The organism is Mycoplasma sp. 13536, from assembly GCF_055523495.1.
Map to the genome: position 1 here is coordinate 312,608 of NZ_JBVFVC010000001.1, position 25,738 is coordinate 338,345.

Annotated in this window: 21 protein-coding genes and 1 riboswitch; of the genes, 11 read left to right on the forward strand and 10 right to left on the reverse strand. The window is 24.9% G+C overall.

What is annotated here, in order from left to right; all coding sequences use genetic code 4:
- Nucleotides 1-52: 52 nt before the first annotated feature.
- Complete coding sequence (gene rpsT / locus AC0B4N_RS01230) at nt 53-331, reverse strand: 30S ribosomal protein S20 (RefSeq protein ID WP_465102096.1); 279 nt, start codon at nt 329-331, stop codon at nt 53-55.
- Between the two features lie 70 nt (nt 332-401).
- Nucleotides 402-1,649 carry a hypothetical protein gene (locus AC0B4N_RS01235; protein ID WP_465102097.1) on the reverse strand — a complete coding sequence of 416 codons (1,248 nt, stop codon included), beginning with the start codon at nt 1,647-1,649 and terminating at the stop codon, nt 402-404.
- Nucleotides 1,650-1,960: 311 nt separating this feature from the next.
- Between AC0B4N_RS01235 and AC0B4N_RS01240 the strand changes: the two genes are divergently transcribed.
- Nucleotides 1,961-2,749, forward strand: a complete 789-nt coding sequence (locus AC0B4N_RS01240) for a hypothetical protein (RefSeq protein WP_465102098.1) — start codon at nt 1,961-1,963, stop codon at nt 2,747-2,749.
- Nucleotides 2,750-3,194: 445 nt separating this feature from the next.
- Here the strand turns inward: AC0B4N_RS01240 and AC0B4N_RS01245 are convergent, their stop codons facing one another.
- Together AC0B4N_RS01245 and AC0B4N_RS01250 are read right to left on the reverse strand one after the other, a co-directional pair.
- Entirely contained in the window at nt 3,195-4,613 is a 1,419-nt protein-coding gene (locus AC0B4N_RS01245) for a transposase family protein (protein WP_465102099.1), read from the reverse strand.
- Nucleotides 4,614-4,765: 152 nt separating this feature from the next.
- The gene (locus AC0B4N_RS01250) at nt 4,766-5,950 is read right to left on the reverse strand and encodes an IS30 family transposase (RefSeq protein ID WP_465101895.1); all 1,185 of its coding nucleotides are present in this window, start codon (nt 5,948-5,950) and stop codon (nt 4,766-4,768) included.
- A 446-nt stretch (nt 5,951-6,396) separates the two neighbouring features.
- Between AC0B4N_RS01250 and AC0B4N_RS01255 the strand changes: the two genes are divergently transcribed.
- The gene (locus AC0B4N_RS01255; protein ID WP_465102100.1) at nt 6,397-6,780 is read left to right on the forward strand and encodes a hypothetical protein; all 384 of its coding nucleotides are present in this window, start codon (nt 6,397-6,399) and stop codon (nt 6,778-6,780) included.
- A gap of 394 nt (nt 6,781-7,174) precedes the next feature.
- Here the strand turns inward: AC0B4N_RS01255 and AC0B4N_RS01260 are convergent, their stop codons facing one another.
- Nucleotides 7,175-8,563, reverse strand: a complete 1,389-nt coding sequence (locus AC0B4N_RS01260) for a hypothetical protein (RefSeq protein WP_465102101.1) — start codon at nt 8,561-8,563, stop codon at nt 7,175-7,177.
- 1 nt (nt 8,564) lies between these two features.
- Nucleotides 8,565-11,033, reverse strand: a complete 2,469-nt coding sequence (locus tag AC0B4N_RS01265) for a S8 family serine peptidase (protein WP_465102102.1) — start codon at nt 11,031-11,033, stop codon at nt 8,565-8,567.
- A gap of 95 nt (nt 11,034-11,128) precedes the next feature.
- Between AC0B4N_RS01265 and AC0B4N_RS01270 the strand changes: the two genes are divergently transcribed.
- The 5 genes from AC0B4N_RS01270 (at nt 11,129) to AC0B4N_RS01290 (ending at nt 17,475) form a co-directional block, all read left to right on the forward strand.
- The gene (locus tag AC0B4N_RS01270) at nt 11,129-12,313 is read left to right on the forward strand and encodes an IS30 family transposase (protein ID WP_465102103.1); all 1,185 of its coding nucleotides are present in this window, start codon (nt 11,129-11,131) and stop codon (nt 12,311-12,313) included.
- Between the two features lie 400 nt (nt 12,314-12,713).
- Complete coding sequence (locus AC0B4N_RS01275; RefSeq protein ID WP_465102104.1) at nt 12,714-12,947, forward strand: hypothetical protein; 234 nt, start codon at nt 12,714-12,716, stop codon at nt 12,945-12,947.
- A 45-nt stretch (nt 12,948-12,992) separates the two neighbouring features.
- Nucleotides 12,993-14,177, forward strand: coding sequence for an IS30 family transposase (locus AC0B4N_RS01280; protein WP_465102103.1), 1,185 nt, complete (start codon nt 12,993-12,995; stop codon nt 14,175-14,177).
- A gap of 324 nt (nt 14,178-14,501) precedes the next feature.
- Nucleotides 14,502-16,163: a hypothetical protein gene (locus AC0B4N_RS01285; RefSeq protein ID WP_465102105.1), complete on the forward strand. Its 1,662-nt coding sequence runs from the start codon at nt 14,502-14,504 to the stop codon at nt 16,161-16,163.
- A complete protein-coding gene (locus AC0B4N_RS01290; RefSeq protein ID WP_465101270.1) occupies nt 16,150-17,475 on the forward strand; it encodes a hypothetical protein in 1,326 nt (441 codons plus the stop codon). Before AC0B4N_RS01285 ends, AC0B4N_RS01290 begins: the two co-directional genes overlap by 14 nt.
- Nucleotides 17,476-17,597: 122 nt before the next feature.
- Here AC0B4N_RS01290 and AC0B4N_RS01295 read toward each other — a convergent pair whose 3' ends face one another.
- Both AC0B4N_RS01295 and dcm read right to left on the reverse strand, forming a co-directional pair.
- Entirely contained in the window at nt 17,598-18,353 is a 756-nt protein-coding gene (locus tag AC0B4N_RS01295) for a PDDEXK family nuclease (RefSeq protein ID WP_465101271.1), read from the reverse strand.
- 1 nt (nt 18,354) lies between these two features.
- Nucleotides 18,355-19,311 (reverse strand): DNA (cytosine-5-)-methyltransferase, encoded by a 957-nt coding sequence (gene dcm / locus AC0B4N_RS01300; protein ID WP_465101272.1) that lies wholly within the window; start codon nt 19,309-19,311, stop codon nt 18,355-18,357.
- 228 nt (nt 19,312-19,539) lie between these two features.
- On the opposite strand from dcm, the gene AC0B4N_RS01305 reads away from it, so the two are divergent.
- The 4 genes from AC0B4N_RS01305 (at nt 19,540) to AC0B4N_RS01320 (ending at nt 24,204) form a co-directional block, all read left to right on the forward strand.
- A complete protein-coding gene (locus tag AC0B4N_RS01305) occupies nt 19,540-20,814 on the forward strand; it encodes an Mbov_0400 family ICE element protein (RefSeq protein ID WP_465102106.1) in 1,275 nt (424 codons plus the stop codon).
- Nucleotides 20,815-20,855: 41 nt separating this feature from the next.
- The gene (locus AC0B4N_RS01310) at nt 20,856-21,989 is read left to right on the forward strand and encodes an Mbov_0401 family ICE element transposase-like protein (RefSeq protein ID WP_465102107.1); all 1,134 of its coding nucleotides are present in this window, start codon (nt 20,856-20,858) and stop codon (nt 21,987-21,989) included.
- A 738-nt stretch (nt 21,990-22,727) separates the two neighbouring features.
- Nucleotides 22,728-22,843, forward strand: a riboswitch (SAM riboswitch).
- A gap of 74 nt (nt 22,844-22,917) precedes the next feature.
- Entirely contained in the window at nt 22,918-23,949 is a 1,032-nt protein-coding gene (locus tag AC0B4N_RS01315; RefSeq protein WP_465102108.1) for a DUF4116 domain-containing protein, read from the forward strand.
- A 30-nt stretch (nt 23,950-23,979) separates the two neighbouring features.
- Nucleotides 23,980-24,204 carry a hypothetical protein gene (locus tag AC0B4N_RS01320; RefSeq protein WP_046642908.1) on the forward strand — a complete coding sequence of 75 codons (225 nt, stop codon included), beginning with the start codon at nt 23,980-23,982 and terminating at the stop codon, nt 24,202-24,204.
- Between the two features lie 166 nt (nt 24,205-24,370).
- Here AC0B4N_RS01320 and AC0B4N_RS01325 read toward each other — a convergent pair whose 3' ends face one another.
- On the reverse strand, nt 24,371-25,237 hold the full coding sequence (locus tag AC0B4N_RS01325) for a hypothetical protein (RefSeq protein ID WP_465102109.1): 867 nt from the start codon (nt 25,235-25,237) through the stop codon (nt 24,371-24,373).
- A gap of 86 nt (nt 25,238-25,323) precedes the next feature.
- Nucleotides 25,324-25,728, reverse strand: coding sequence for a hypothetical protein (locus AC0B4N_RS01330; RefSeq protein WP_465102110.1), 405 nt, complete (start codon nt 25,726-25,728; stop codon nt 25,324-25,326).
- Nucleotides 25,729-25,738 lie beyond the last annotated feature (10 nt).

Sequence of the window (25,738 nt, forward strand, 5' to 3'; positions counted from 1 at the left end):
TTAGTTAATTAATATAAAAAATGCAGCAATAAGCTGCATTTAATAAAATATTTTAGTAAGCATTGTTCGCTTTTTTTGTTTTGTTAACAAATTGATCTAAACGTGAGTGTTTTCTTGCGCCTTTATTAGCATGAAAAACTCCTTTAGCAACAGCTTTAGCAATTACGTGGTGTGCATTTGCTACTAATAAAGCTGCTTTTTCGTCGTTAGCTAAAACAGCTTCTCGAGCTTTACGAATTGCTGTTTTAACTCTAGATTTCATAGCTGCATTTTTTACACGAGCTTGTTCCATCTTAACGATGCTTTTCATTTTAGATTTAATATTAGCCATATAAGACCTCCCTTTTTCTTTTAGTTTGAAAAATCTTATATATTATACAACAAAACTTAAAATATATAAATTAATATGTGATTTTGTAATCACTTCTAACTATGGTCTTCTTTAGTTTAAACAATACTGGAATAATAATATTTAAAACTAAAATATAAATTGGCAAGGCAATTACTGATCTAAGAACAATCGGGGTCATAACAATTACATAACGATTTTGTAAGTTATAACTTCTTCCTAAATATCTATTAGCGTATTGAATAAAGGCAATTGGGCCTCAGATTCACCTTGCTAATACAATTGTAAAGATAACTAAAAAGATTGTTAAAGATAAGTATAAGTAGGTTTGTTTTTTACCTGGGGTTTTTGCTTTAAAATATCAATATACTGATAAATTAAATAATGCAAACATTCCTAAAGTTAATGCCAGTAAAGTGCCAAAAACTCCAACACTTAACCTACTAATTCCAAAAGTAGATGAAATTCTTAAACCTTTTGGATCATTGACATTTACTAAGAATGTATAAATTAATAATACAAAAGATAAAAGCATAAAGATTTCCATAAAAATAAAAACTTGTTTTTTATTTTTCTTAAAGATATCTAAGATAAAGCCAATTAAAAACGAAACAGCAATTGGCACAATTGCATAAGCTTCATGATATAAAGCAATTTGCCCTGAAAGTAGTAAACTAAAAAAGTCAGCCAAAAAAGAGAAAAAAGCCCCTTTATATTTACCAAAGAAAATGGTGAATATAATATAAAAGATATATTCAGTCGATAAAGAAATAATTTTTAGTGGAGTAAAATTCTTTAAAGCAGTAATAATAAAGAATAAAGACATTAAAATTGCACCAAGGGCAATATCATAAACTGAAAATTTTAAATTATTACGTTTTGAACCTTCTTTTCAATTACATATATAATAGTCTCCTTCTTTAAATAATGCAAATAAAAAGAAGTAACGGTATATATCTAATAACGGAATGAATAAGGATAATTTTAAGAAAGTAAAATTAAATACTCCATTACCTTCATATTTAATTTTATCTTTAATATGCTGTCACATTTGCCATTCAATTTTAAAATAATAAATTCTTGCAGCTAAAACACCAAGATATAAAGGGATTAATAACCCCCAGAAGATAATATTTTGATTTAATTGATTAGTTGATAAATGGATATTAAAAGGAATGTATGTTTTATTCAATATTAATATAATTAAAATTAATAAAGTTAAACATAATGCTTTAAAAAATCCGTGTATTAATGTTATTTTTTTTAAATTATAATTCGTGTTGTGTATGTATATTTCCATTCTATTATTATAACAGATAAGGAAAAATATATTTTCTAAAAGTTTCGGGCTTATATTGATATTTTTCTTTGATATAATTATGATGTGTTTAGATAAAAGGAAGATATTTTTCAAACATTATTAATATTTTCTATAGTATAATAATCCCAATAATAATATTTAACATCAATCAATTAATAAAAAAGGAGATATTTATGGCAAAGAAATTAAAATTTTTCTTTTTAAACTCAGTCAGTTCAATGGGATTAGCAACATTTTTTGCTACTCCAGCAGTAAAAAATGTGCTGTAACTCATTTGGTAAAAGGAATCCATGATTAAGAAAGCATTAGTTGGTCTTAGCACGATATTAATCCCTTTTACAGCTTTTGCCTGCACTGTGAATAATGACGAGTTAGTTAATCCAAATTCTTTTAATGATATAGATGTGGAACAAAGGTTAAAAATTTCAAAAGAAATTAGTAAAATATATAATCTTATTATTCCTAAATATAAAAATCTGGTTAAGTTAGCTTCTTTTATCCCGCCAATATGGTTGGATAATAACGAAAGGATAAAACAAACTTATAGCCAAAATCAAACCGGAGGTTTTAACACAGTATATTTTGATGAAAATATTCCTAAAATAAAGGAAAGATTTATTGAGATATCTTCAAAAGAATTATTTAATTCCTTAATTATAAATCGATTTAAAGAATTGCATAATCATGATGACTTTAATGATGATATTCAAATCAAGGAATTATTTGAATCCATTTATTTGGATAATAAAGATGTTTATAATCTTTTGGAAGATAATAATATTTATATTTTTGCAAATTACGGTAATATCACTCAGCATAATTCAACTATTGATTATCTTGTCCCTTTCTATGAACATGATAAAATAACTCTAAATATTATAGTTAATGACCAAAACCGCCGCAGGCAAGATGTGGTGCCACTAAGTCATAGCTTTGGGGTTTTTGTATTGCCTAAATCAAAAGAGTTAAAATTTGAAATACTAAAAGATACAAGAACCACCAATGATAACCTTGCTTATTATAAAACCCTGTACAATTGATATAATAATTCATACTTAAAAGCACGAAAAGATAAATAGACAGGGAAAAAATAGCTGTTCTCAAAAAAATTTTTAAATTTTTGTAGAATAACTACTTTTTTGCACTACTTTTTTAATTTTTTGCCCAGACTGTTGGGGTTAATCATTTTTTTATTTTTTGATTTATATTATGGATCCCTTTGTCGCAAAAAAAGATAACGAAAAAACAAACCAAAAAAATTTTTTTCTTCTTTGGCAACTAAATTGGAAAATTTATATATTTTTTGATGTTTTTACTGTCTAAAAAATTAAGATATAATTATGTATATTATTAAATTAACTATAAAATTTCAAAATGAAACAAAAAGATTTTAAACCCCGCCCCGCCCCGCCCTTGATTACAATCAAGGGGGCCTTACTTTTGAAAAAGTAAGCAAAACTTCCAGAAAACACGTGGCCGTGTTTTCTATTTTATTATTTTCTTTTTTATTAAAAAATATTAAAATTAATATGCATCAATTTTTATTTCATCATTGATGCTTCTGTGTAATGTTCGAAGTATCTCTAAATACTCAGCCATAATCTTATTGGCTTCAAGGTTATTTCCTTGTGCATTCACAGAGACACTATTAAACTTTGAGATGTATAATTCAAGAGTTTTAAAAAATGAGTTTGTTTTCTTATGGATAAATGCTAGTTTTCCAACGGCAGGGATAGAATAATCTAAACCTTTCTCAAGAGCTCACATTTCTGTAAAGCTTAGATATTTTCCATTAGGTTCTTTGGCAAAGTATTTTTTTCCATTATATTTAAAATACAAATTATCATCAGAAGAATGTACTAACACAACATCAGAATTATAAGGAAATATAATCCTTTTGTCATGCATATCGAAAGCTGCAAGGTTTTTACCTTGGTATCTAACAACACCATTTAAAACTTTTCTATTAATCTCTAAATCAACGGCTCAATTGCCGTTTTTCTTTCCTTCTTTTTGAAAGACATTATGTTTAGAAATTATTTTTTTATTCCTCGTGTTGTAATAATTTTGAAATACTTCGTTATTTTGCTTTAAATCATTAATATCTTTATATCCGTTTTCATGAATTAATAATGGGTATTGATCTAATGATGTTCTAAAAGATCTCTCAACGTGTGGTTTATGTTTGGGATTAGATGAACTGAGTACTTCTATTCCTTTTTTATTTAAATCTTTTTCAAAAATTGTTTGTGTGTTTTCGTTTCCCCAAAAAGTTCTTCTTTTATCAGTATAAATTTTCTTTGGAAATCCATATTTCTTAAATACTATTTCTAACAGTCTTTGATATCCTAATGTTGTTTCTTGTTCTTCAAATCATGCTGCTAATAATGTTCCAGTGGCAACATCAATTGCATGATAAAGATAGAATGGTTTATTATTTTTTAAATATGGTTCAAGCTGAGCATCGATTTCAACAATTTCACCAAATTCTAAATTTTTCTTTAGACCCAAAACTTGTCTTTGTTTTTCATTTTGTTTAATTTGTTTATAATATTTTTTTAATAGCAATGTTGTCTCTTGTGAAGTTTTCTTCTTTGATAATTTTGCTATTTTTCTTCCTCTTTTGGTTGTATGTATATTAAATAATCCTAATTGGTTGAATCTTCTTACCAAAGTTTTGTAAGAAATTTTTTGCCTTATAAAAGAACCATATTCTGAATAATAATAACTTTTAAACGAAAGTTGGTTATTTGTTAGAATGCTATTTAGAATAATTTCACATGTTTTTAAATAATCTTTAAACACTAATTCAATTTCTGAATCTGTAACTTTGCAACTTCTTTGTTGATTTTTATTTTTATGACTGATGACAATTTCTTGATTACTTTTTATTATTTTTTTATATCTTGTTTTTTGGAAAAGTCACTTGCGAGATGTTAACAAAATAATTGTCTTTTAATTTTAACATAATTTTTAGATAAAAAAATGTATGCGAAAACAGAAAACACGGCAGTGTTTTCTCGTCGGTTTTGCTTACTTTTGCCAAAAGTAAGGCCCCTTTGATTGCAATCAAAGGCGCGGGATTAAAAAAAATTTTAGGTTATCTTATATTGCCGTACAACTTGTCGATAGTTATTTATTTTTTCCATCATATAATCAATTTCTTGCTGAGAGTATTTATCTAAGCTTTTTCCTTTGGGAATGTAATACCTAATTAAGCGGTGCATATTTTCTATTGAACCTTTTTGTCATGAACTATATGGTTGGCATTTAAATAGTCTTTCAGTTGGAATAACCTGGTGCAATAAGACATTTTCACTACCATTATCAACTGTTAAAGTTTTAATGTCTAAGTTATGTTTCTTGATTAGTTTGAGAAGAGTTTGTTTTGTAGCTTTGGAGTTGCGTTTTGAGAGCATAGCATAAGACATTCTGGTTTGCCGTTCAATTATGGTCACAATACAATATGTATCATTGATTTTACCAATAACGGTGTCTAATTCAAAATGGCCGTGTTCAGAGCGATCATTAATATAAGCTGGACGTTTTGAAATTTCTGTAGCATATTTTAATGTTTTAGGTTTGGTTTGTTTTTTCTTCCTTATGCCATATTTGCCTTCAGATTTTTTAACAATGTGGTCAAATTCAAGGAAATAAGGGTATTTTTTGATTATTTTATAAATTGTACTAGGTGAAGGAGCAAATTCATCAGGGGATAATTTTTTAAAAGAATTCACAAGATAGGTAACTGATTTCTTAACTTCTTTTTGCTGCAAATTCTTTTTATTTCTATTTTTATTGTATGTATTAAGCTCACTATACCAATATTTTCTGTAGGCCTTTCATTTCTCTTTAATTGCATCACTTACAAAAAAGAGTCGCGAAAATGAATAACCTAATAAATGTTCGTATAGTTTAGTAAAATTAAGGGTTTTAACCCGCATTACTCTTTTTGAACACTTAGCACAAACATAGCGATTGTGTTTATCTAAACTAAGTGGTTTGCGATTTGTAATAATTTGGATTTTACTTTTTATACTTCGAATGTCTCTGTTAGAAATCTTAGCTACTTCTTGGATTGAGAAGCCTTCAGAAAGTTCTTGTAAAATATTAAAAAGTTGTTCTAGATCGATTTGATCTGATCGTAATTTTCGATGCGACTCAAGAGCTCCTTGCATTTTCAAGATAGTGTTGTAATTCTCTTCAATTTTAAAATGTTGATATTTATTTTCTTTTCGATATTTGTCAAAAACACAAATATATTTTTCTAAATTTTTCATATAATTTTAAGGTCTCCTTTCATTTTTTTAAAATTTATTAATACAACTATTTTATTACAAGGCAGACAAAAACAATGTCACATGCAAAAAAACTTGCATGTGACATTTCCAATTAATAAAAAGATTTAAATAAAAAAGGAATAGAAGTACTCAGTTCATCTAATCCCAAACATAAACCACACGTTGAGAGATCTTTTAGAACATCATTAGATCAATACCCATTATTAATTCATGAAAACGGATATAAAGATATTAATGATTTAAAGCAAAATAACGAAGTATTTCAAAATTATTACAACACGAGGAATAAAAAAATAATTTCTAAACATAATGTCTTTCAAAAAGAAGGAAAGAAAAACGGCAATTGAGCCGTTGATTTAGAGATTAATAGAAAAGTTTTAAATGGTGTTGTTAGATACCAAGGTAAGAACCTTGCAGCTTTCGATATGCATGACAAAAGGATTATATTTCCTTATAATTCTGATGTTGTGTTAGTACATTCTTCTGATGATAATTTGTATTTTAAATATAATGGAAAAAAATACTTTGCCAAAGAACCTAATGGAAAATATCTAAGCTTTACAGAAATGTGAGCTCTTGAGAAAGGTTTAGATTATTCTATCCCTGCCGTTGGAAAACTAGCATTTATCCATAAGAAAACAAACTCATTTTTTAAAACTCTTGAATTATACATCTCAAAGTTTAATAGTGTCTCTGTGAATGCACAAGGAAATAACCTTGAAGCCAATAAGATTATGGCTGAGTATTTAGAGATACTTCGAACATTACACAGAAGCATCAATGATGAAATAAAAATTGATGCATATTAATTTTAATATTTTTTAATAAAAAAGAAAATAATAAAATAGAAAACACGGCCACGTGTTTTCTGGAAGTTTTGCTTACTTTTTCAAAAGTAAGTCCCCCTTGATTGCAATCAAGGGGGGGTTAAAATCTTTTTGTTTCATTTTGAAATTTTATAGTTAATTTAATAATATACATAATCATATCTTAATTTTTTAGACAGTAAAAACATCAAAAAATATATAAATTTTCCAATTTAGTTGCCAAAGAAGAAAAAAATTTTTTTGGTTTGTTTTTTCGTTATCTTTTTTGCGACAAAGGAATCCATAATATAAATCAAAAAATAAAAAAATGATTAACCCCAACAGTCTGGGCAAAAAATTAAAAAAGTAGTGCAAAAAAGTAGTTATTCTACATATTCTACAGCGTTACAAATTCACTAGAAATAGGCATATCATAATCCTTTTGAATTTTTTTAAATAATTCCAAATATTCTTTACCAGTTTTGAATATTGGCATAAATTCATCTATAGATAAAACTAAATTATCTGGTTCTTTGTTTATATGATTGTAATAATTGTTTAAAATATTTTCAAAATTTTCAGCATCAAAGGAATTAAAATCTTCATTTATAAAAATATTATCAGTCTTTAATATGTATATTTCTTTTAATTCAGAATTGTTTTTCGAAAATAGTTTATTTGTATCTAATGAAAAATAGAAATTCCCTGAAAAGTTTTTATTAGAAAAACGTTTTTTTCCATCTTCTTTATATATGCTTTTAAATTCATCATAAGAATACAATGGAGCATATTCTTTAAGTGTAATAAAACGAAATAAATAATTCCCTTTTTTATATTCCTTTGTTATTAACTTAATATTTTCTTTTTTATCAAGTAAATTTCTATTTGATTGAAAGTTGATTTTTATATTTTTACCGTTTGTGTATTCACCAATTATATTTTTTATAGATAAAAACTTACCCTCGTTATATTTCTTATTTATTTGTTTTCTTACTTTTTCATCATCATATGGTGGATATAAAAATAATTTTCTTAATTCATCATCAAAATGGCTTCATCAATATTTCTTTTTTTGATTTATATCACTAACATAAGGTGTGATTAAACGCTTAAAATAACTACCTATTGTGTGGTGTTCAAAATCATTAAAATTAAATTTATACTTTTTACGAAATAAGTGATCATAGTATGAAAATTTTTTTGTAAAATCTATGTTATTATTCAAAACACCAAAAAAAGTGCTTGCAAAAGCATATGCTAATTTACTAAATTTTGAATTTTTATCATTTTTTATTAATTCAGTAATTATATTAATGTCTATTTTTTTTAAGTCATTAATTTCTTTCTTGTTTTTTTCTTCATTATAAATTAATTTATCAACATCAGTATTTTCTCAATTGTATTCTAAGGTTTCTTTTAAATATAAAAGATAATTTAAATTAAATGAAGCATTTTCCTCAAGATTATTGTCAATAGAAATTTTATTTAAATATTCTTCGATCAATTTTTTATATTTATAATTATACTTTTTATTTTTCAACATTTTTAGAATAACTCATGATTGATCATTGGTTAAAAGTTTTAACTTACCATTATTATCAAAATTATGGCTATATAAATTATTTAATAAATTAAATCATCTTTCATCTATTTTAAATTCATCATCCATTTCATTGTGTGATGTTTCGCTTTTATTTACCTTTACTACATCGTTTTCTTTAACATTACAACTAGATAGCGGCATTATGGCTAACAAGCTAATAAGAAAACATATCTTTTTTTTCATATTACCCTCCATTAATACTTAAATAATAATGAAATTCTCAATATTTTTTTATATATTCCTTATAATATTTCATTAATTCATCTCTATATAAATTATATTTCTCTTCAAATTCTTTTATCTTTTTATTTCTAATTTTATCATTTTTATTTTTTATTATCTCACTATAATTTTCAATATAAGCTAATTCTTCCCTAATGATATTTTCAAATTCCTTAAAATCATTTAATAAAATTTCGTGATGATATTTAGTTGAGGTCAGATTAGAATATTCACCAAAATTGTTTCTTTCTACGCTGGAATCTTTTGATTCACTGACTTTCATTCTTACTGAATTATATGTTGATTGATCTTCAGTGTTTATTCTTTCAAGTATTAAATGAGAATAAACATCAAAATAATTTTTACTTTTTTTCTTAAACTCATATAGTATTTCAGATTCTTCTTTAGATAAACCTTCTGAAAATAATTTTCTTTTAAATTCATTAACATTATTTCTTTTAATATATTCATTTTCTTTAATTTCAAGATCTTTTTTTAATTTTTCTAATTTGCTGTCGATTCTTTTATCATGTTTTTCAATTAAATTCGCTATTTCTTTTATATTTCCTTCTTTATAGTTTTTTATAACTTCTCTAAAATCTTTTTTAACAGTTAAACTTAATGTGTCGGTTAAGTGACTAAAATTATTTTTAATGATAATCTCATCAGAATCTATAGAACTTTTTGAAACTCATTTTTTAAATGATTCTTCCGAAATTACTTTTAACAATTTTTTATCCATTATTTTTTTCATTTTAAAGTATTTAGGTATACCGAATCCGGTTTTATTTTTGGAATTATTTTTTCTCCATATCTCTTCTGTTGTATTCGTATGATTTTCTGAGTAAGCTGATTTAGTAGCTTTTTCTTTTGAGTATGTAGATGATGATGCTAGTAGCACCTTAACTTCATTTAAACTTAAATTTCTTTTTAAATTTGATTGCAACAAAGAAATAACTCCAGTGACTAAAGGCGCCGCCATGCTTGTCCCATTAAAATTAGCTAAATATTTAATAATATTTTTTTCTTCGATTGATGCATTAGTTAATGATGAATATATTTCATATAATTTTTTTCTTGTTTCTTCCGAAAATAATTTTTCTCATTCAATAATTTTATTTTTTAATAATTCTTTTTTTTCGGCTTCGCTAAGAGAATAATAAGCAGGCTGATTAAACAAATTCTTTTTTTCTTTTTCGATTTTATAAATTAAATGTTTTTCTGATTGATCATCCCCGTCTTCTCCATATGCCGAAACTAAGGGCAAATTATCGCTATCCAAATATGAATAAGATGTAAAATTAGTTGCTAAATTAAGAGAATCTACAGCTCCTACAGTTATCAAATTTGGAAATGATTTAAAAGATTGAAACTTAATTGAACCATCGATTATTTCTCTAATTCTTTTCTCATCATCGAAAAAGCTCTCTTTATCTAATAAACCATCTAATGGCTCTAGTATATTTTCTAATATTTTTATTAATAAGATTATATTTTTTATTTTATTAACATAAGAATCGTCTTCGCTTTCAAAATTTATATTACCATTTATTACCATTTTTTTTAATGTAGTAGTAGCCCAAAAGAGCAATGATTTAAATGATAAATCATTAATATAACCATTTTTTAATGCATTGATAAAAATATTTTTTCATGAAGAATCTATGATTTCATTGTTGTTGCCAGCACTTAAAATTATTTTTAAGTCGTTTTTTGTTGCATATTCATCCAATTTTTTATAATATTTATAAGTGTTTTCGGAAAGGTTTTTTTGTAATTTACTACTTTGATTATAAATATAGTAGAATAAAGAAAATGAAATTTTATTTAAATATTCTATTTCTACTTTTAATTTATTATTTTCATTTTTATTTGATCTGTTTTCATTTGAATTATTTTTATTTAGCGATAAATATTCATCCATTATAAAATCTTTAAAATAATTTCTCATCACATGAGGAAGATCATGATAACCTGCGCTAATGTTGAAAAGTTTTACATTAAACTGTTCGTTCATATTTTTGACTGCACCTACCATATCTTTCGTGTCTATTGTGTCAAAGTATATGCGTGCGTTTTTATTTATACCCATATCTGTTCCGACTAATGAAGAAACAGCAAATCCATGCATACTATATTCTTTAAACTTAGATAAATTATTAAATTCAAGATCTTTTTTAGAAAAAAATAATTTTTCTTTAAAATTATCTACCTCAATAACACCTACTTTATCATATTCGTTTTGTTCGCGATCCTTATCGTATAAATCAATATTAATCCCTAATCTTTTGTAATATGGTTCAAAAAATTTTTTTGTGATTTCGTTTTTTGTATATTTTTTATTACTGTCAACAGCAGTAGATAGCGATATGGTAGGCAAGGAAACGCCTAAAATACTTACTAAAAATAGTATTAATTGGAAATGTCACATGCAAGTTTTTTGCATGTGACATTGTTTTTGTCTGCCTTGTAATAAAATAGTTGTATTGATAATTTTTCAAAAAATAAAGGAGACCTTAAAATTATATGAAAAATTTAGAAAAATATATTTGTGTTTTTGACAAATATCGAAAAGAAAATAAATATCAACACTTTAAAATCGAAGAGAATCATAATACTATTTTGAAAATGCAAGGAGCTCTTGAGTCGCATCGAAAATTACGAACAAACCAAATCGATCTAGAGCAACTTTATAATATTTTACAAGAACTTTCTGAAGGCTTCTCAATCCAAGAAGTAGCCAAGATTTTTGATAGAGACATTCGAAGTATAAAAAGTAAAATCCAAATTATTACAAATCGCAGACCACTTAGTTTAGATAAACAAAATCGCTATGTTTGTGCTAAGTGTTCAAAAAGAGTAATGCGGGTTAAAACCCTTAATTTTACCAAGCTATACGAACATTTATTAGGTTATTCATTTTCGCGACTCTTTTTTGTAAGTGATGCAATTAAAGAGAAATGAAAGGCCTACAGAAAGTATTGGTATAGTGAGCTTAATACATACAATAAAAATAGAAACAAAAAGAATTTGCAGCAAAAAGAAGTTAAGAAATCAGTTACCTATCTTGTGAATTCTTTTAAAAAATTATCCCCTGATGAATTTGCTCCTTCGCCTAGTACAATTTATAAAATAATTAAAAAATACCCTTATTTCCTTGATTTTGACCATATTGTTAAAAAATCTGAAGGAAAATATGGCATAAGGAAGCAAAAGCAAACCAAACCTAAAACATTAAAATATGCAACAGAAATTTCGAAACGTCCATCTTATATTAATGATCGCTCTGAACACGGCCATTTTGAATTAGACACCGTTATTGGTAAAATCAATGATACCTATTGTATTGTGACCATAATTGAACGGCAAACCAGAATGTCTTATGCTATGCTCTCAAAACGCAACTCCAAAGCTATCAAACAAACTCTTATCAAACTAATCAAGAAACATAACTTAGACATTAAAACTTTAACTGTTGATAATGGTAGTGAAAATGTCTTATTACACCAGGTAATTCCAACTGAAAGATTATTTAAATGCCAACCATATAGTTCATGACAAAAAGGTTCAATAGAAAATATGCACCGCTTAATTAGGTATTACATTCCCAAAGGAAAAAGTCTAGATAAATACTCTCAGCAAGAAATTGATTATATGATGGATAAAATAAATAACTATCGGCAAGTTGTCCGGCAATATAAGATAACCTAAAATTTTTTTAATCCCCCGCCTTTGATTGCAATCAAAGGGGCCTTACTTTTGGCAAAAGTAAGCAAAACCAACGAGAAAACACTGCCGTGTTTTCTGTTTTCGCATACATTTTTTATGTAAAATTTATGTTAAAATTAAAACGCAATTATTTTGTTAATATCTCGCAAGTGACTTTTCCAAAAAATATTACTAAAAATAGTGATTTTTTTATTTTTTTAAAACTAAACATAAAAAAGTTAACCTCCGATAAATTAAATCATTAAAATTATAACATTTTTTAAAATATAAAGTGGAAATATTTTCTTATTTCATAAATTTTGTCCAATGACAACTATTTAGGCCCATATGTAAATCCCTCCGAAAATGAACTAATTTAATTAAAATATGGTATAAATTATTTATGAGAATCAAACATAACATAGATAAGTACAAAAACTTAACGAACTACGAACTAAAAAAACAGCAATCTCTCATATTAATTGCTGCTAATATTGAAAAATCTTTATCTCAACTTAGTTTAATTACAAAGCTCAGTGTATCAACTGTAAAAAGATATAAAAAAATATTAATTGGAAATGTCACATGCAAGTTTTTTGCATGTGACATTGTTTTTGTCTGCCTTGTAATAAAATAGTTGTATTGATAATTTTTCAAAAAATAAAGGAGACCTTAAAATTATATGAAAAATTTAGAAAAATATATTTGTGTTTTTGACAAATATCGAAAAGAAAATAAATATCAACACTTTAAAATCGAAGAGAATCATAATACTATTTTGAAAATGCAAGGAGCTCTTGAGTCGCATCGAAAATTACGAACAAACCAAATCGATCTAGAGCAACTTTATAATATTTTACAAGAACTTTCTGAAGGCTTCTCAATCCAAGAAGTAGCCAAGATTTTTGATAGAGACATTCGAAGTATAAAAAGTAAAATCCAAATTATTACAAATCGCAGACCACTTAGTTTAGATAAACAAAATCGCTATGTTTGTGCTAAGTGTTCAAAAAGAGTAATGCGGGTTAAAACCCTTAATTTTACCAAGCTATACGAACATTTATTAGGTTATTCATTTTCGCGACTCTTTTTTGTAAGTGATGCAATTAAAGAGAAATGAAAGGCCTACAGAAAGTATTGGTATAGTGAGCTTAATACATACAATAAAAATAGAAACAAAAAGAATTTGCAGCAAAAAGAAGTTAAGAAATCAGTTACCTATCTTGTGAATTCTTTTAAAAAATTATCCCCTGATGAATTTGCTCCTTCGCCTAGTACAATTTATAAAATAATTAAAAAATACCCTTATTTCCTTGATTTTGACCATATTGTTAAAAAATCTGAAGGAAAATATGGCATAAGGAAGCAAAAGCAAACCAAACCTAAAACATTAAAATATGCAACAGAAATTTCGAAACGTCCATCTTATATTAATGATCGCTCTGAACACGGCCATTTTGAATTAGACACCGTTATTGGTAAAATCAATGATACCTATTGTATTGTGACCATAATTGAACGGCAAACCAGAATGTCTTATGCTATGCTCTCAAAACGCAACTCCAAAGCTATCAAACAAACTCTTATCAAACTAATCAAGAAACATAACTTAGACATTAAAACTTTAACTGTTGATAATGGTAGTGAAAATGTCTTATTACACCAGGTAATTCCAACTGAAAGATTATTTAAATGCCAACCATATAGTTCATGACAAAAAGGTTCAATAGAAAATATGCACCGCTTAATTAGGTATTACATTCCCAAAGGAAAAAGTCTAGATAAATACTCTCAGCAAGAAATTGATTATATGATGGATAAAATAAATAACTATCGGCAAGTTGTCCGGCAATATAAGATAACCTAAAATTTTTTTAATCCCCCGCCTTTGATTGCAATCAAAGGGGCCTTACTTTTGGCAAAAGTAAGCAAAACCAACGAGAAAACACTGCCGTGTTTTCTGTTTTCGCATACATTTTTTATGTAAAATTTATGTTAAAATTAAAACGCAATTATTTTGTTAATATCTCGCAAGTGACTTTTCCAAAAAATACTGTTTTTTTAGTTCGTAGTTCGTTAAGTTTTTGTACTTATCTATGTTATGTTTGATTCTCATAAATAATTTATACCATATTTTAATTAAATTAGTTCACTTTCGCTGGGATTTATATATGGACCTAAATAGTTGTCATTGGACAATGATATTAGGAAATATTATTTAGAATTTATTAATAGTAATTTATATGCTATAAAAGATTATAATGAAGCTTTGAGCCATAATATTTTTGGAAATACAAGTAATTGAAAAAAGCTATCATTAAATGGTTTAGTTAAAGAACAAAAAGATTTAATTATAGAAAAAGTGAAATCCTTTGTTATTAAAGAAATTGATAAATATACTAATTCAAATAAAATGAAACCTCTTATTTATGATAAAGATTATTATATAGAAGAATTTACAAGTTCAAGAAGTACTGAATTATTTATAGAAGAGGCCGGAATGGTCGAAATTGAGCAAGAAGGTCAAGAAGACTATTTAACAAAAAATATTAATATTAGAGGGATAGGAAAATATAGAAATTCTAGTTCAAGATTTGAGTATGATAATCACGCAAATCAAATTATTTACCCACCAATAGATATTAAAGACATATTTAATGGACTTAATTTTAATAACGTTATCAATGTGGCTAAAAAAGAAGTTAGAAAAGAACTTGAAATTGATGCCGGAGTTGATGAAGAATTAGTAGACAGAGTTTATGAAACTAAAATAAAAGAAGCTATTATTAAAGTAATAGTAGATTATTTAAAAGAATATAATGTTAAATCTTCGATAAAAATCCATTTAAATAAAGATATAGAAATAAGTAATTTAGATACTGTAATAGCTAAATTAAAGAACAATAATAGCGACGTTTATTTAAATTTAATTGGTAAAAATGCCAATATTTTAGGTAACAAAGAGATTGTATTCAGAAATGTCGGAAAGAATGATATTGTTAATTTAAATGATTTAACAAGCTTATTACTAAGTAAACAAAAATCTTTAAATGAAGATAGGCTTTTTGATGTTAAAGAAAAATCAATTAAATTTATTAATGAAACAGCGAACGAAATTAACTTAAGAGAATATCAAGATTACTTAATATTTGGAAATAATAGCTTTATTTATTGATTAGATTTATTAATTGATTTTGAAAATACAGAATTTAAAAGTGAGTCGCTCAAATTAAAAATAAAAGAAGCGAAAGAATGAATAGAAAATAATAAATTTATTGATAATGAGAAATCTTTATTAATACCATTTACGCCAACTAAAATAGAAGAAATAAATAAGTTAAACAAACATAAAGAAACTATTTTAGAAAGTTTAAATGATAAACTTTTAGAAAACGTAGTTTTTTATAAGAGTTTTATAATTTTACCAATCAAAGAAAAATCATTTAATTATGGTTATGGTGGTATAGCTAATTACTATTCAAAAGCAAAAAATAATGAGTTTAATGAATCAGGATTACCAATTGATAAAAAACCAGAAACAATAATTAATATTAATGATGATCTAAAAATTAACGAAAAAGATATAGAGAAAACAATCGAAAAAGACATAGAAAATAATAAAAGTAATAAACCCGTAACAAACAAGACTGATGAAGAAAAAGCTAGACAAACAAAAAGAATAGTGGGATATAGCTTTTTAGGTTTAGGGATTGTAGCATCTTTAATTTTATTAATTTTTGTAGCTAAAATTTTAGCTAAAAAATGAGGTTGAAAATTAGGTGTAAAACTTCCTAAGTTTATGAATAAACAAAGGGTTAAAAAATTTAAGAAAGGAATTTATGAAAAAAATTAATTTATATATGGATGAAAAAGGCACTCAAGAAAGACTTAACATTAGCGTTCCTTTTTCATATAAAAACAAAATTAAATACGCTGATGACAGAATGACTTCTTACGTAGGAAACATTCTAATGATACCAGAAGATAAAGTAAAAAATATTGAGAAAGAATATTTAAAGATTGTTGATGATTTTTTAAAACAAAATCACCAGCTTAAAAATAAAAGTGAACTAAAAGGGCAAAATATACTAAAGGGCAAGAATTTTCGTAATGGTATAGCTTCTTTAAAAAACTCAAATCTAAATTTTTACATAAAGTTATTTAAATTACTTAATAAAAATAAAATTGAGAATATATTGTTTATGGTGAGTAAGGTATCATCTATAGTATCGGAAAGAATTAGTGATTTCATTTATTATTGTGATGAGAAAGATATTTTGCCTGCATATTTGTTTAAGTATTCAGTAACCAAATTTATAAACAATGATGCTTCAGAAGAGTTTTGAAAAATTCTTGTAGATAAGACGAAAGACGCGGAAGAAATCATAAAGGCATTAATATATGACATAAATGCTTTTATTGAAAGAAACTTACGCAACGCAAGAACTATGGGTCAGAACGAAACATTGTCACAACTAACTAAACAAATGGAGTATGCTCTTAAATCATTTAAACCGCAAATTAAACAGAAAGATATTGAATTTAATTTAAATTCATCACTATTTGATTGAGCATTAGATTTGCGAATTACTGAAAAAACTTATAAAGGGGAGATTTACGAATATGATTTATATTTAGATAATGGAATAAATAAAAATATTTTTAAAAATTCGAATATAAAAAATATTTTTCCAGAAAATGATTCGAAACAAGTTATTGGTATTCAAATTTCAGATAATATTGTTAGTATCGTTGGGAAATTACTTTCTTTAATAAATCAAGATTTAAAACATGATCAGAATGAAATAACTAAAATAAAAAATATTAGAAAAGAATTTTTTGATTTAAATGAAGATCATTTTGAACTGGTAAAAGAAATGGGTGATTTCTTATTAAATAAAGATTCAATTTTCCACTATGTTATGGATACATTTTTTGATGACTTTGCTATCATTTGATCGTTTATACAAACTATTTCCAATTGATCAACTTTTGAAGATTTTCAATCAATTTCCTCAAATGATCATGCTGATAATTTTTTAAAAAATTATGTTTTTTTTATGGAGCAAAAAATAACAGATATGTTTATAACTAAACAAGTGGAAAAAGAAACAAACAAAACTTTAAGGCAATTAGTTAAAGAAAAACTTGCAAGACCAATTTAAAAAACAAACACACTCTATGATCTTGATTTATAGAGTGTGTTTGTTTTTTTAGTCTTTAACATTTTTTGTTAGCAAAAGAGAATTTACACAAAATTATCTATGCTACCATTTTAATAAATAATTTATTCATCAAGTTCAAACAATTCAGCTGGGTTTAATTTAAATTGTAACTGGGAAGCAGTTTTTCTGCCGTTGTCACCACCTTTTCTTTGGATAGTAACCCTTCCTATATTAATTGAACCTTCTTTTGAAATTTTCACTAGTCCTTTATTGAAGTAAAAGTCAATTACTTCATTTACATTTTTCAAAATTCAGCGACTATTTTGATTTAGTTTTTGGGCAACCAAAACTCATTCAGCATGAAATTCCCCCCTTCCTTTTATGATATCAGTTATAATAATTAATTTATTTTTATCAAATCAATCGATTATTTTTTCTATTTTATCATCTTCAAATTCAGAAATAAACATTCTTTGATCATTTCTTGTCCATTTTTTATAAGGTTCTTTTTCTCCAGTAAAATATTGAAGATAATTAAAAACAATCTCTGGCATACTTCACATTTCTTTGTATTTTTTTAATCATCTTTTGTCAACTTGATTATATCCTTGTTTTTGACTTACTAGTTTTACTTGTATATTTTGGATATCAAATACATCTTTTAATTTAATTTGTATTCGAACATTAACATCTGTTTTGAATCCCCCCTTCAATACTTTTGCCTTGACGTATTCAATCGCATTTAAATCGTATCCCATTATAATGAGTCATTCTTTTGCTTCTTCATCTTGCTCTCAGAGATTGAATTTTTCTGCTATATGATCTTCATTTTTAAAACCGTTTTTAGCAATTTTAGATCCTAATATTTTTTTATCCATATTACTCCTTGATTTTTTCTAACATTTTTTTAGCTATCATTTCGATAACATTAACCGTCATTGCATTACCCGCTTGAGAAAGTAAATCGTTATTCTTTACTCAATCGTTATTTTTCAATATCTTTATTTTATCTTTAGGAAATCCCTGCAGTGCTAATGCTTCAAACCCATTTAATTTTTTTATCTTACCATTTTTAACATAAAGCAACCCGTGTCTCCCTTTCCTAAGTGTAGGGAAAAAGTTATGATACTTACGTAAATCAGATTGTCTATAATCCAAAATATAATTCTCCATTTTTATTAAATCTATAATGTTATCTTTGTTTTGATTATATTTGTTTGATAAATATTTTAAAAAAGTCTTATTTGTAATTTCTAACTCTTCTTTATTATTTTTATCAATAAATTTATCTATATCATAAAAATAATCATTTTCTTTTGGAAAAACAAAATCATCAATATTTAAATCGTTTCTAAAACCAACAATGTATACTCTTTCTCTAGATTGAGGAACACCAAAATTTATACTATTTAATACCTTATAATAAATTTTATATCCTGCGTCAGATAACATTTTCTTTATGGTTTCAAAAGTTTGGCCTTTATCGATGCTAAGCAATCCTTTTACATTCTCAAGTATAAAATATTTTACTCTCCTTTTACTCAATATTTCAACTAATGTAAAAATTATTTTTCCTCTTTCATCTTCAAATCCTTCTCTTTTACCAGCAATCGAAAAAGTTTGGCAAGGAAAACCAGCAATCATAAAGTCGAAAATAGGGAGGGTGTTGATATCAATTTTCATTATATCACCATAATTTTTTTGATCGTTAAAAAGAATTTCATATGTCTTCGAAGCTTTTTTGTCAATTTCAGCATGCCCAACACAATTTAACCCATTATTTTCTAGCCCAATTCTACCAGCACCAATTCCAGAACAAAAATCAAAAAAATCCATAAAATATAAAACCTTTCTTCATAAAGATCCCATTTTCAATAAAAGGATCGCACAAGTATCTTTGTGTGTGCGTGTGCCGGAGCACACATACATGTACGCATAATACGCACGCAAGATGTTACACTAAAATTATAAAGCAATTGCATAAAAAACATAATTAATTTCTTTTAATATTCTACAAAAACTTTATAATTTAATTATAAATAAAATTTATAATTAAGGAGTGATATGATTTGAGATAGAGATGACTTAAAAAGAAAAATGATTAAAACTGAAAAATCAATTATTTTTGATAGGTTTGAAAAAGAAATAAAATATCATCCAGTGATAGTTTTTAGTGATTATTTTGATAATTTATACTATGTAAAATCAAGAAGTGTTTATGATCAAAAAGGAAGATTAAAAAAACCAATTAATGATGAAATATTAATTACAAAACGAAAAAAAGGTTTACCAAGCAAAGATAGCTATGTAGATTTAACACAAATATTTAAAATCAGTAAAGATGATTTTGAAAAAGTCTTTAATAAAAATGATGTAATTTATTTAGACAGTGATGATCTAAGTCACGCGGATATAACAAAAATTTATAATGGATTATATGAAAATTTATCTCAAGAACCTCCTAAAGTTTCTGTTAGTTTAGTTTTTAAAGATGAGGATAAAGTATTTAAGTCTTATATGATATATTCAGAAAAAAAACTATTAGATTATGATTTTCAAAAAATGACATTATCTCCATCAGAATCTAAAAAATATAAAGAATTTATAGATGACGTTATTCAAAATAGGAATACTGATGAAGATTTTAAAGATGAAGTTAAAAATATAAAAAATGCTGTAAGGGAGGAATTTAAGTATTATGTATATTACTTAAGAGAGGAATTGAAAGAAAATTCTATTATATTTAATGAGTTTGAAGAAAAAATGGAACATGAAGCTTTAATTTTATGTGATTCAGATGATGAAAAATATTATTTATCAATGCGTGATAAATTGGATTATTGGGGTCAAGCATGAGAGTTGAATGATAATCATATTTTAGTTACGATGAATAAAGATAATAATCAAGTTCAAAAATTTATTGATACAACTTCAATTTTTAAAATTAGCGAGAAAGATTTTAATAATTTTAATAAAAATAAAACTATATATTTATCATCAAATAGCTTTGCTCAAGAAGATATTGAAAAAATAGTAAATAAAGTTAATGAAAATATAAAAAATGATTTAAATATTAGCTTTATAGAAGTGATTCAATCAGAAGCTAAAAACGAATTAGAAGCTAAAAATATTTATAGCACAAAAGAAAAATTAGATTCAGCTTTAAAAGAAAAATGGGTTTTTAAAGAAAAGAAAGATGAAGATTTAGCTCATGAAATTTTATCTATTAGAAATTCTAAGAATGTAAATAAAATAGAAAAATTTAAAAAAGTTTTCGAAGAATGATATGAAGATATTTTGGAGTATCAGCAAGAAAAAGTGAAATCCTTTACAAGGTAGAACTTAGCACTAAAGAGTGCTATTTTTTATAAAATTTTTATATGAGCAAATTTAAAAATTGAGTTGAAATAGATAATCAAAAAATGATTAAAAATTGAAATGATGAAGAGTATATTTTTAGATCAAAAATTAGATTAGAAAAAAGTGAATTTAATAACTGAAAAGTAAAGAAAATAAAGAGGAGAAAAATAATAATAAATGGTGAAGTTTTTGAATATAAATTAGGAGTATATATTGATAAAAGTACCGGTAAAAGTTTTACTTATTATCATAACGAAGAAACAAAAAGAATCGGTAAAAATAAGTATTATTACAAAGATATTTATAATCAATTTAATAAACAAATTTGAACTAGAAGGAAGAAAAATAATCAAAAATTGATACCAAAATATGTGTTAGATTATCATTTAAAAATGGGTAATTTATCTTATGAATTTAATAATAATTTTAATAAATTAGACATAAAAAACAGGATTGAAATTCATATTGATGATACTTATTTTAAAGAAAATTTAGGTCATAAAAAAGTAAAAAGATGTATAAGAAATATTTTTTTAGTAGATAAAAATAACAATAAACATAGTTTAGTTTTTAAGGAAAAATATAAAAATTTAGATTTTATCACAAATAAAATAAGGGAGTTTTTTGGTAAATATTTTGATAAAAATAAAGTAATAATTAGTGGTGATGGAGCAAGATTTATTAGTACTATTTCAAAAAAATTAGGGGTAAAAAGGTATTATGATTTATATCATTTTAAAAGAAATTTATTTAATATTTTTGGTTTTAATAAAACAAAAAATAAGAAAAATAGTGAATTTTCAAAGCATTTTCAAGTTGAAAATTTATATAAAATAATGAATAATTTTTCGGAAAAAATGAATTTTCAAGAGTTTAAAAGAGTATTGAAAAGCTTAATAAACTATCTAAAAATTCACAAAATTTTTATTAATAAAATAAAAGAATTAAGAGGATTTTTAAAGACTTTTTCTGAAAATGAAGAGTACATTTTTAATACTTTTTTGAGAAAAAATTATAATGGCGGAAGAGCAGAAACTTACATAAATCACTTTATAAAAACCCCTATTTTTAAAAGATTTAGCTTATTTAGTTGAACTAATTGTAAAAATTTTATCAGGCTAAAAAATAAGAATTTTAATTTTGATTTTTATTAGTGTATACAAAATACATACAATAAAGTATGCTATTTTTAGAACTTTTTATATATATTACTATGTAATATATATAAGATTTTGTGTGTATGTAAAAGTGTATACTATTTTCAATACAGTTTTTATAAAGTGTAGTGAAAAATGCATACGGACAAAATAATAAAATACCATATACATAGTATATGGTAAAGAAATCAAAAAAAGCGTTTTCGTTAGAAATTCATGCGGTGTTTTTTGACACTTTAAAGTGTGCGTGTACACGCACGCGTAGTTTAATACTTTGTATTAAACTTGATTAATCAAAAAAAGCTTAAAAGTGTATACACTGCTTTTTTTGATTAATTTTTGTAAATTTTTACAGTTATAAAAAAATTATGGTTGTGTTATAATTTTTGTAGAGAGTATAGTGTTTAGCTATACACCCCTTTTTATGCCTGGTCCGTAAAAAGCACCAAGATAAAACAGATATATATGTCAAATTAGTAACTGAACAAATTTTAATTAAAAATAAAAAAATTATGATGTGAGTCATTATTGCAGGAGTAACTTCATCAATAATATTAACTATTTTGCTTTTAGTTTTATTCCTAGTAATTCTTGTTTAACTTTTTTACATTTTATTTTAATTAATAAAATAATATATAGCAGTTAATAAATAAAAATCCAAAACCATAATGTTTGTTAAATCAAAATTAAATTTTCTAGTTTGGATTAATTGATAAATCTTTTATAATACTACAGTAACTATAAAGAGAAGGGGAGAGACAAGCTCTATGAACCTTCAGCAACTTACCTAACAAAGGCAAAGTGCTAAAGCTTGTATGATGGTGAAGGTTTAATTTTCATAAAAATAATTAACTTCCTATCATAACTATAGGAAGTTTTTTCTTTCTTTTTTTAGTTACTATTAATTATTAAAAAAGGAGAAAAAATGATAAAAATATTTGATGAATTAGCAAGTATTTGTATTAAAAATAACATAATTAAAAAACAAAAAATTGAAGAACTAAAAAAAGAATCTAATGAAATAGATGCAATAGTTTCAATAATTTCAACAGAAGAATTTATATTGAATTATGAAAAAGTTGAATCTGCATGAAATTTATTAGAAAATACTCATTTAAAGAGTCCTAATTTTATAATTAAATTTTTGAAAAAAATATGATACGATTCAAAAAATGATTTTATTGCACTTATTTTAAAAAAACATGTTGATAAGAAAATATTAAATGACACTAAATTTATTAAGCAAGTTTTAGGTGCGTGAAGTTTTTTTGATTTATTTGATTTTGATATTAATAATGAAGATCATTATAATATCGTTTTAAACAAAATAATAGATCACGGATATTTATTTGGAATGTTAAGTTATGATTTTAAAAATAATAAAAAATTTGTAATGGATGCCATAGAAAAAAATCCGAACATATTGGTTGATATATTTGATAAATTTAAGGATGATTCTCAAGTAATGGAGTTAGCAGTTAAAAGACTACCAAACAACTTTAAATATGCTTCGGATCGACTTAAAAATGATTTTTATTTTGCATCAATAGCTATTAAGAAAAAAGGTGATAATTTAAAATATGTATCAAGTTGATTAAAAGATAAAAAAGATTTTGTTTTACAAGCAATACAAAAAGACCCATATTCAATAAGATATGCTTCAGATAGACTGAAAAACGATAAAGAATTAGCATTATTAGCAATCAGTAAAAGACCTGGTTCTTTACAATTCCTGTCTGATAAATTAAAAGATGATAAAGAAGTTGTATTACTTGCTGTTTCATTATCACCTTCTGAAATAATGAACTCATCAGATAGATTAAAAGGAGACAAAGAAATAGTTAAAAAATCTATGCGAGATATTTATTTTTTAAGACATTCACAATATGTGTCTAAAGAAATCAAGAATGACCCTGATGTATTTAAATGAATAGCAGATGCTTACAAAGAGAAATAATATTATTAAAGTAATTAAAGGAAAAAATAAATGAGATTGGTAAGATTAGATAATTTAAACGAAATGTGAGAATTAAAAAATGCATATGGAGATGAATTTGTTGGAGTTTTAAACGGATACCAATTTTATAAGATCCACAACAATAACATTATATCAATTGAAGAAGAAAGAACAGCTGAGCTATTAAAGTTAAATAGTGTAAGTAAGTTGAAACTTGTTGTAGCAGCAATGTACTTTGAAACAAGTAAAGACTAAATATAAAGTTTGAATAATAATTGAAAACGGTTAATTTAAGATTTTTAAGTATTTTAGGATTAAAAATTGTAAATAATAAAAACACTCATAATAAATGTATTTTCATACAAATTATGGGTGTTTTTTTGTAATTTTTAAGCAAAAAAGCTTAAACTTTAAGACATTTTTATCTTTGGCCTTTTAAAAAGTATCAAATAATGTGATCTAAATCTTCAATATTAAAATCACTAAATTCATTATTCATTTTTACTTTTTCCACTATCTTTTTTATATCATTCGTATATAAAAGATATTTATTGATATATTCATCTATTTTTCTAATGTCATGATTAATTTTATAAGTATTTTTATTCTTATTAGAATTCTCGTCCACATATTTATTGTAAAAATAAAAAAGATTATCAGAAACTACACTGTCATATTTAGGGTATTTAACTTCTCCTAGAATTATTTTCGAAGCATATGCGCAAAATTTAGAAGCAAAAGATAAGTTAAACCTGTTTTTTTCATTATTATTATCAATTATTGCATCTGTTATTTTAAACAATATATGATTTTCGTTTAGATCATCATTTTTTAATTCTTTTTCTAATTGTTCTTTATTTGGCGCAATTTCAATTATTCTATTAAGAATTTCTAACCTTGTTCCTTTAATTGCTTCCAAATGAGTTGAATTGCTTCTATCAATAGAAATTATAGATCCCAAGATTGCTTTTTTGTATTCATCTTCGGAATTTTTATCAGTTTTCATAACCCTTTCAAATCAGTGTGATGATGAACCAGCATAACCTTCTAGCTCTTCTTTCTCGCCGCTTATGATCGAGTTTAATTTAAACATAAATTTTTTGTCAGGCTCTTTAGCTAAAGGGTCTAGATTATAGTTTGAATCAACATATAAAACAGCATTAATAAAATCCCTATTTTTCTTATTTAAAAGGGGTAATCACTTTTCAGATTGTTGGTTATTTTTGTTTTTTTCTATAAATTTATATAAATCAAAAAAATCTTCGTATTCTTTTTCTAAATTATTCATTTTCCTCCATTTATTTTTGCTCAAAATTACATCTATTCAACAGGAATTAAGTAATTTATGATGAGTAAAATCATATCAACATAAAATTAAATACATTTAACTAAAATTTCACCTTTATTCACGGTTTTTTCAAAATCTTGAATACTAAATTCACCTTCTAGGTTATTTTTAGACTTTACTTCCTTAATTCATTTTTCAATAAATTGTCTTTTTTTAGAATTATCCCCAATAGGCTCAGATATAAAAACTTCTTTTCCTTTGATACCAATTAGTGGCTTATTAGCCACAAAAAGCCCATAATTATCTTTAAACATATATTGTTTTAGTAACTTAATACCTTTTGTTTCTAATACAAAACTACCATCTCTCATAGGAGTCATATCTGCATAAAAATCTAAAACATTAATATATTTTAGTTTAACAATTTGTGACTCACTATTTTTTCATAATCTAATTCACTCATAAAATCTCCATTTTTTAATATTAATCATTTTTTCAAAT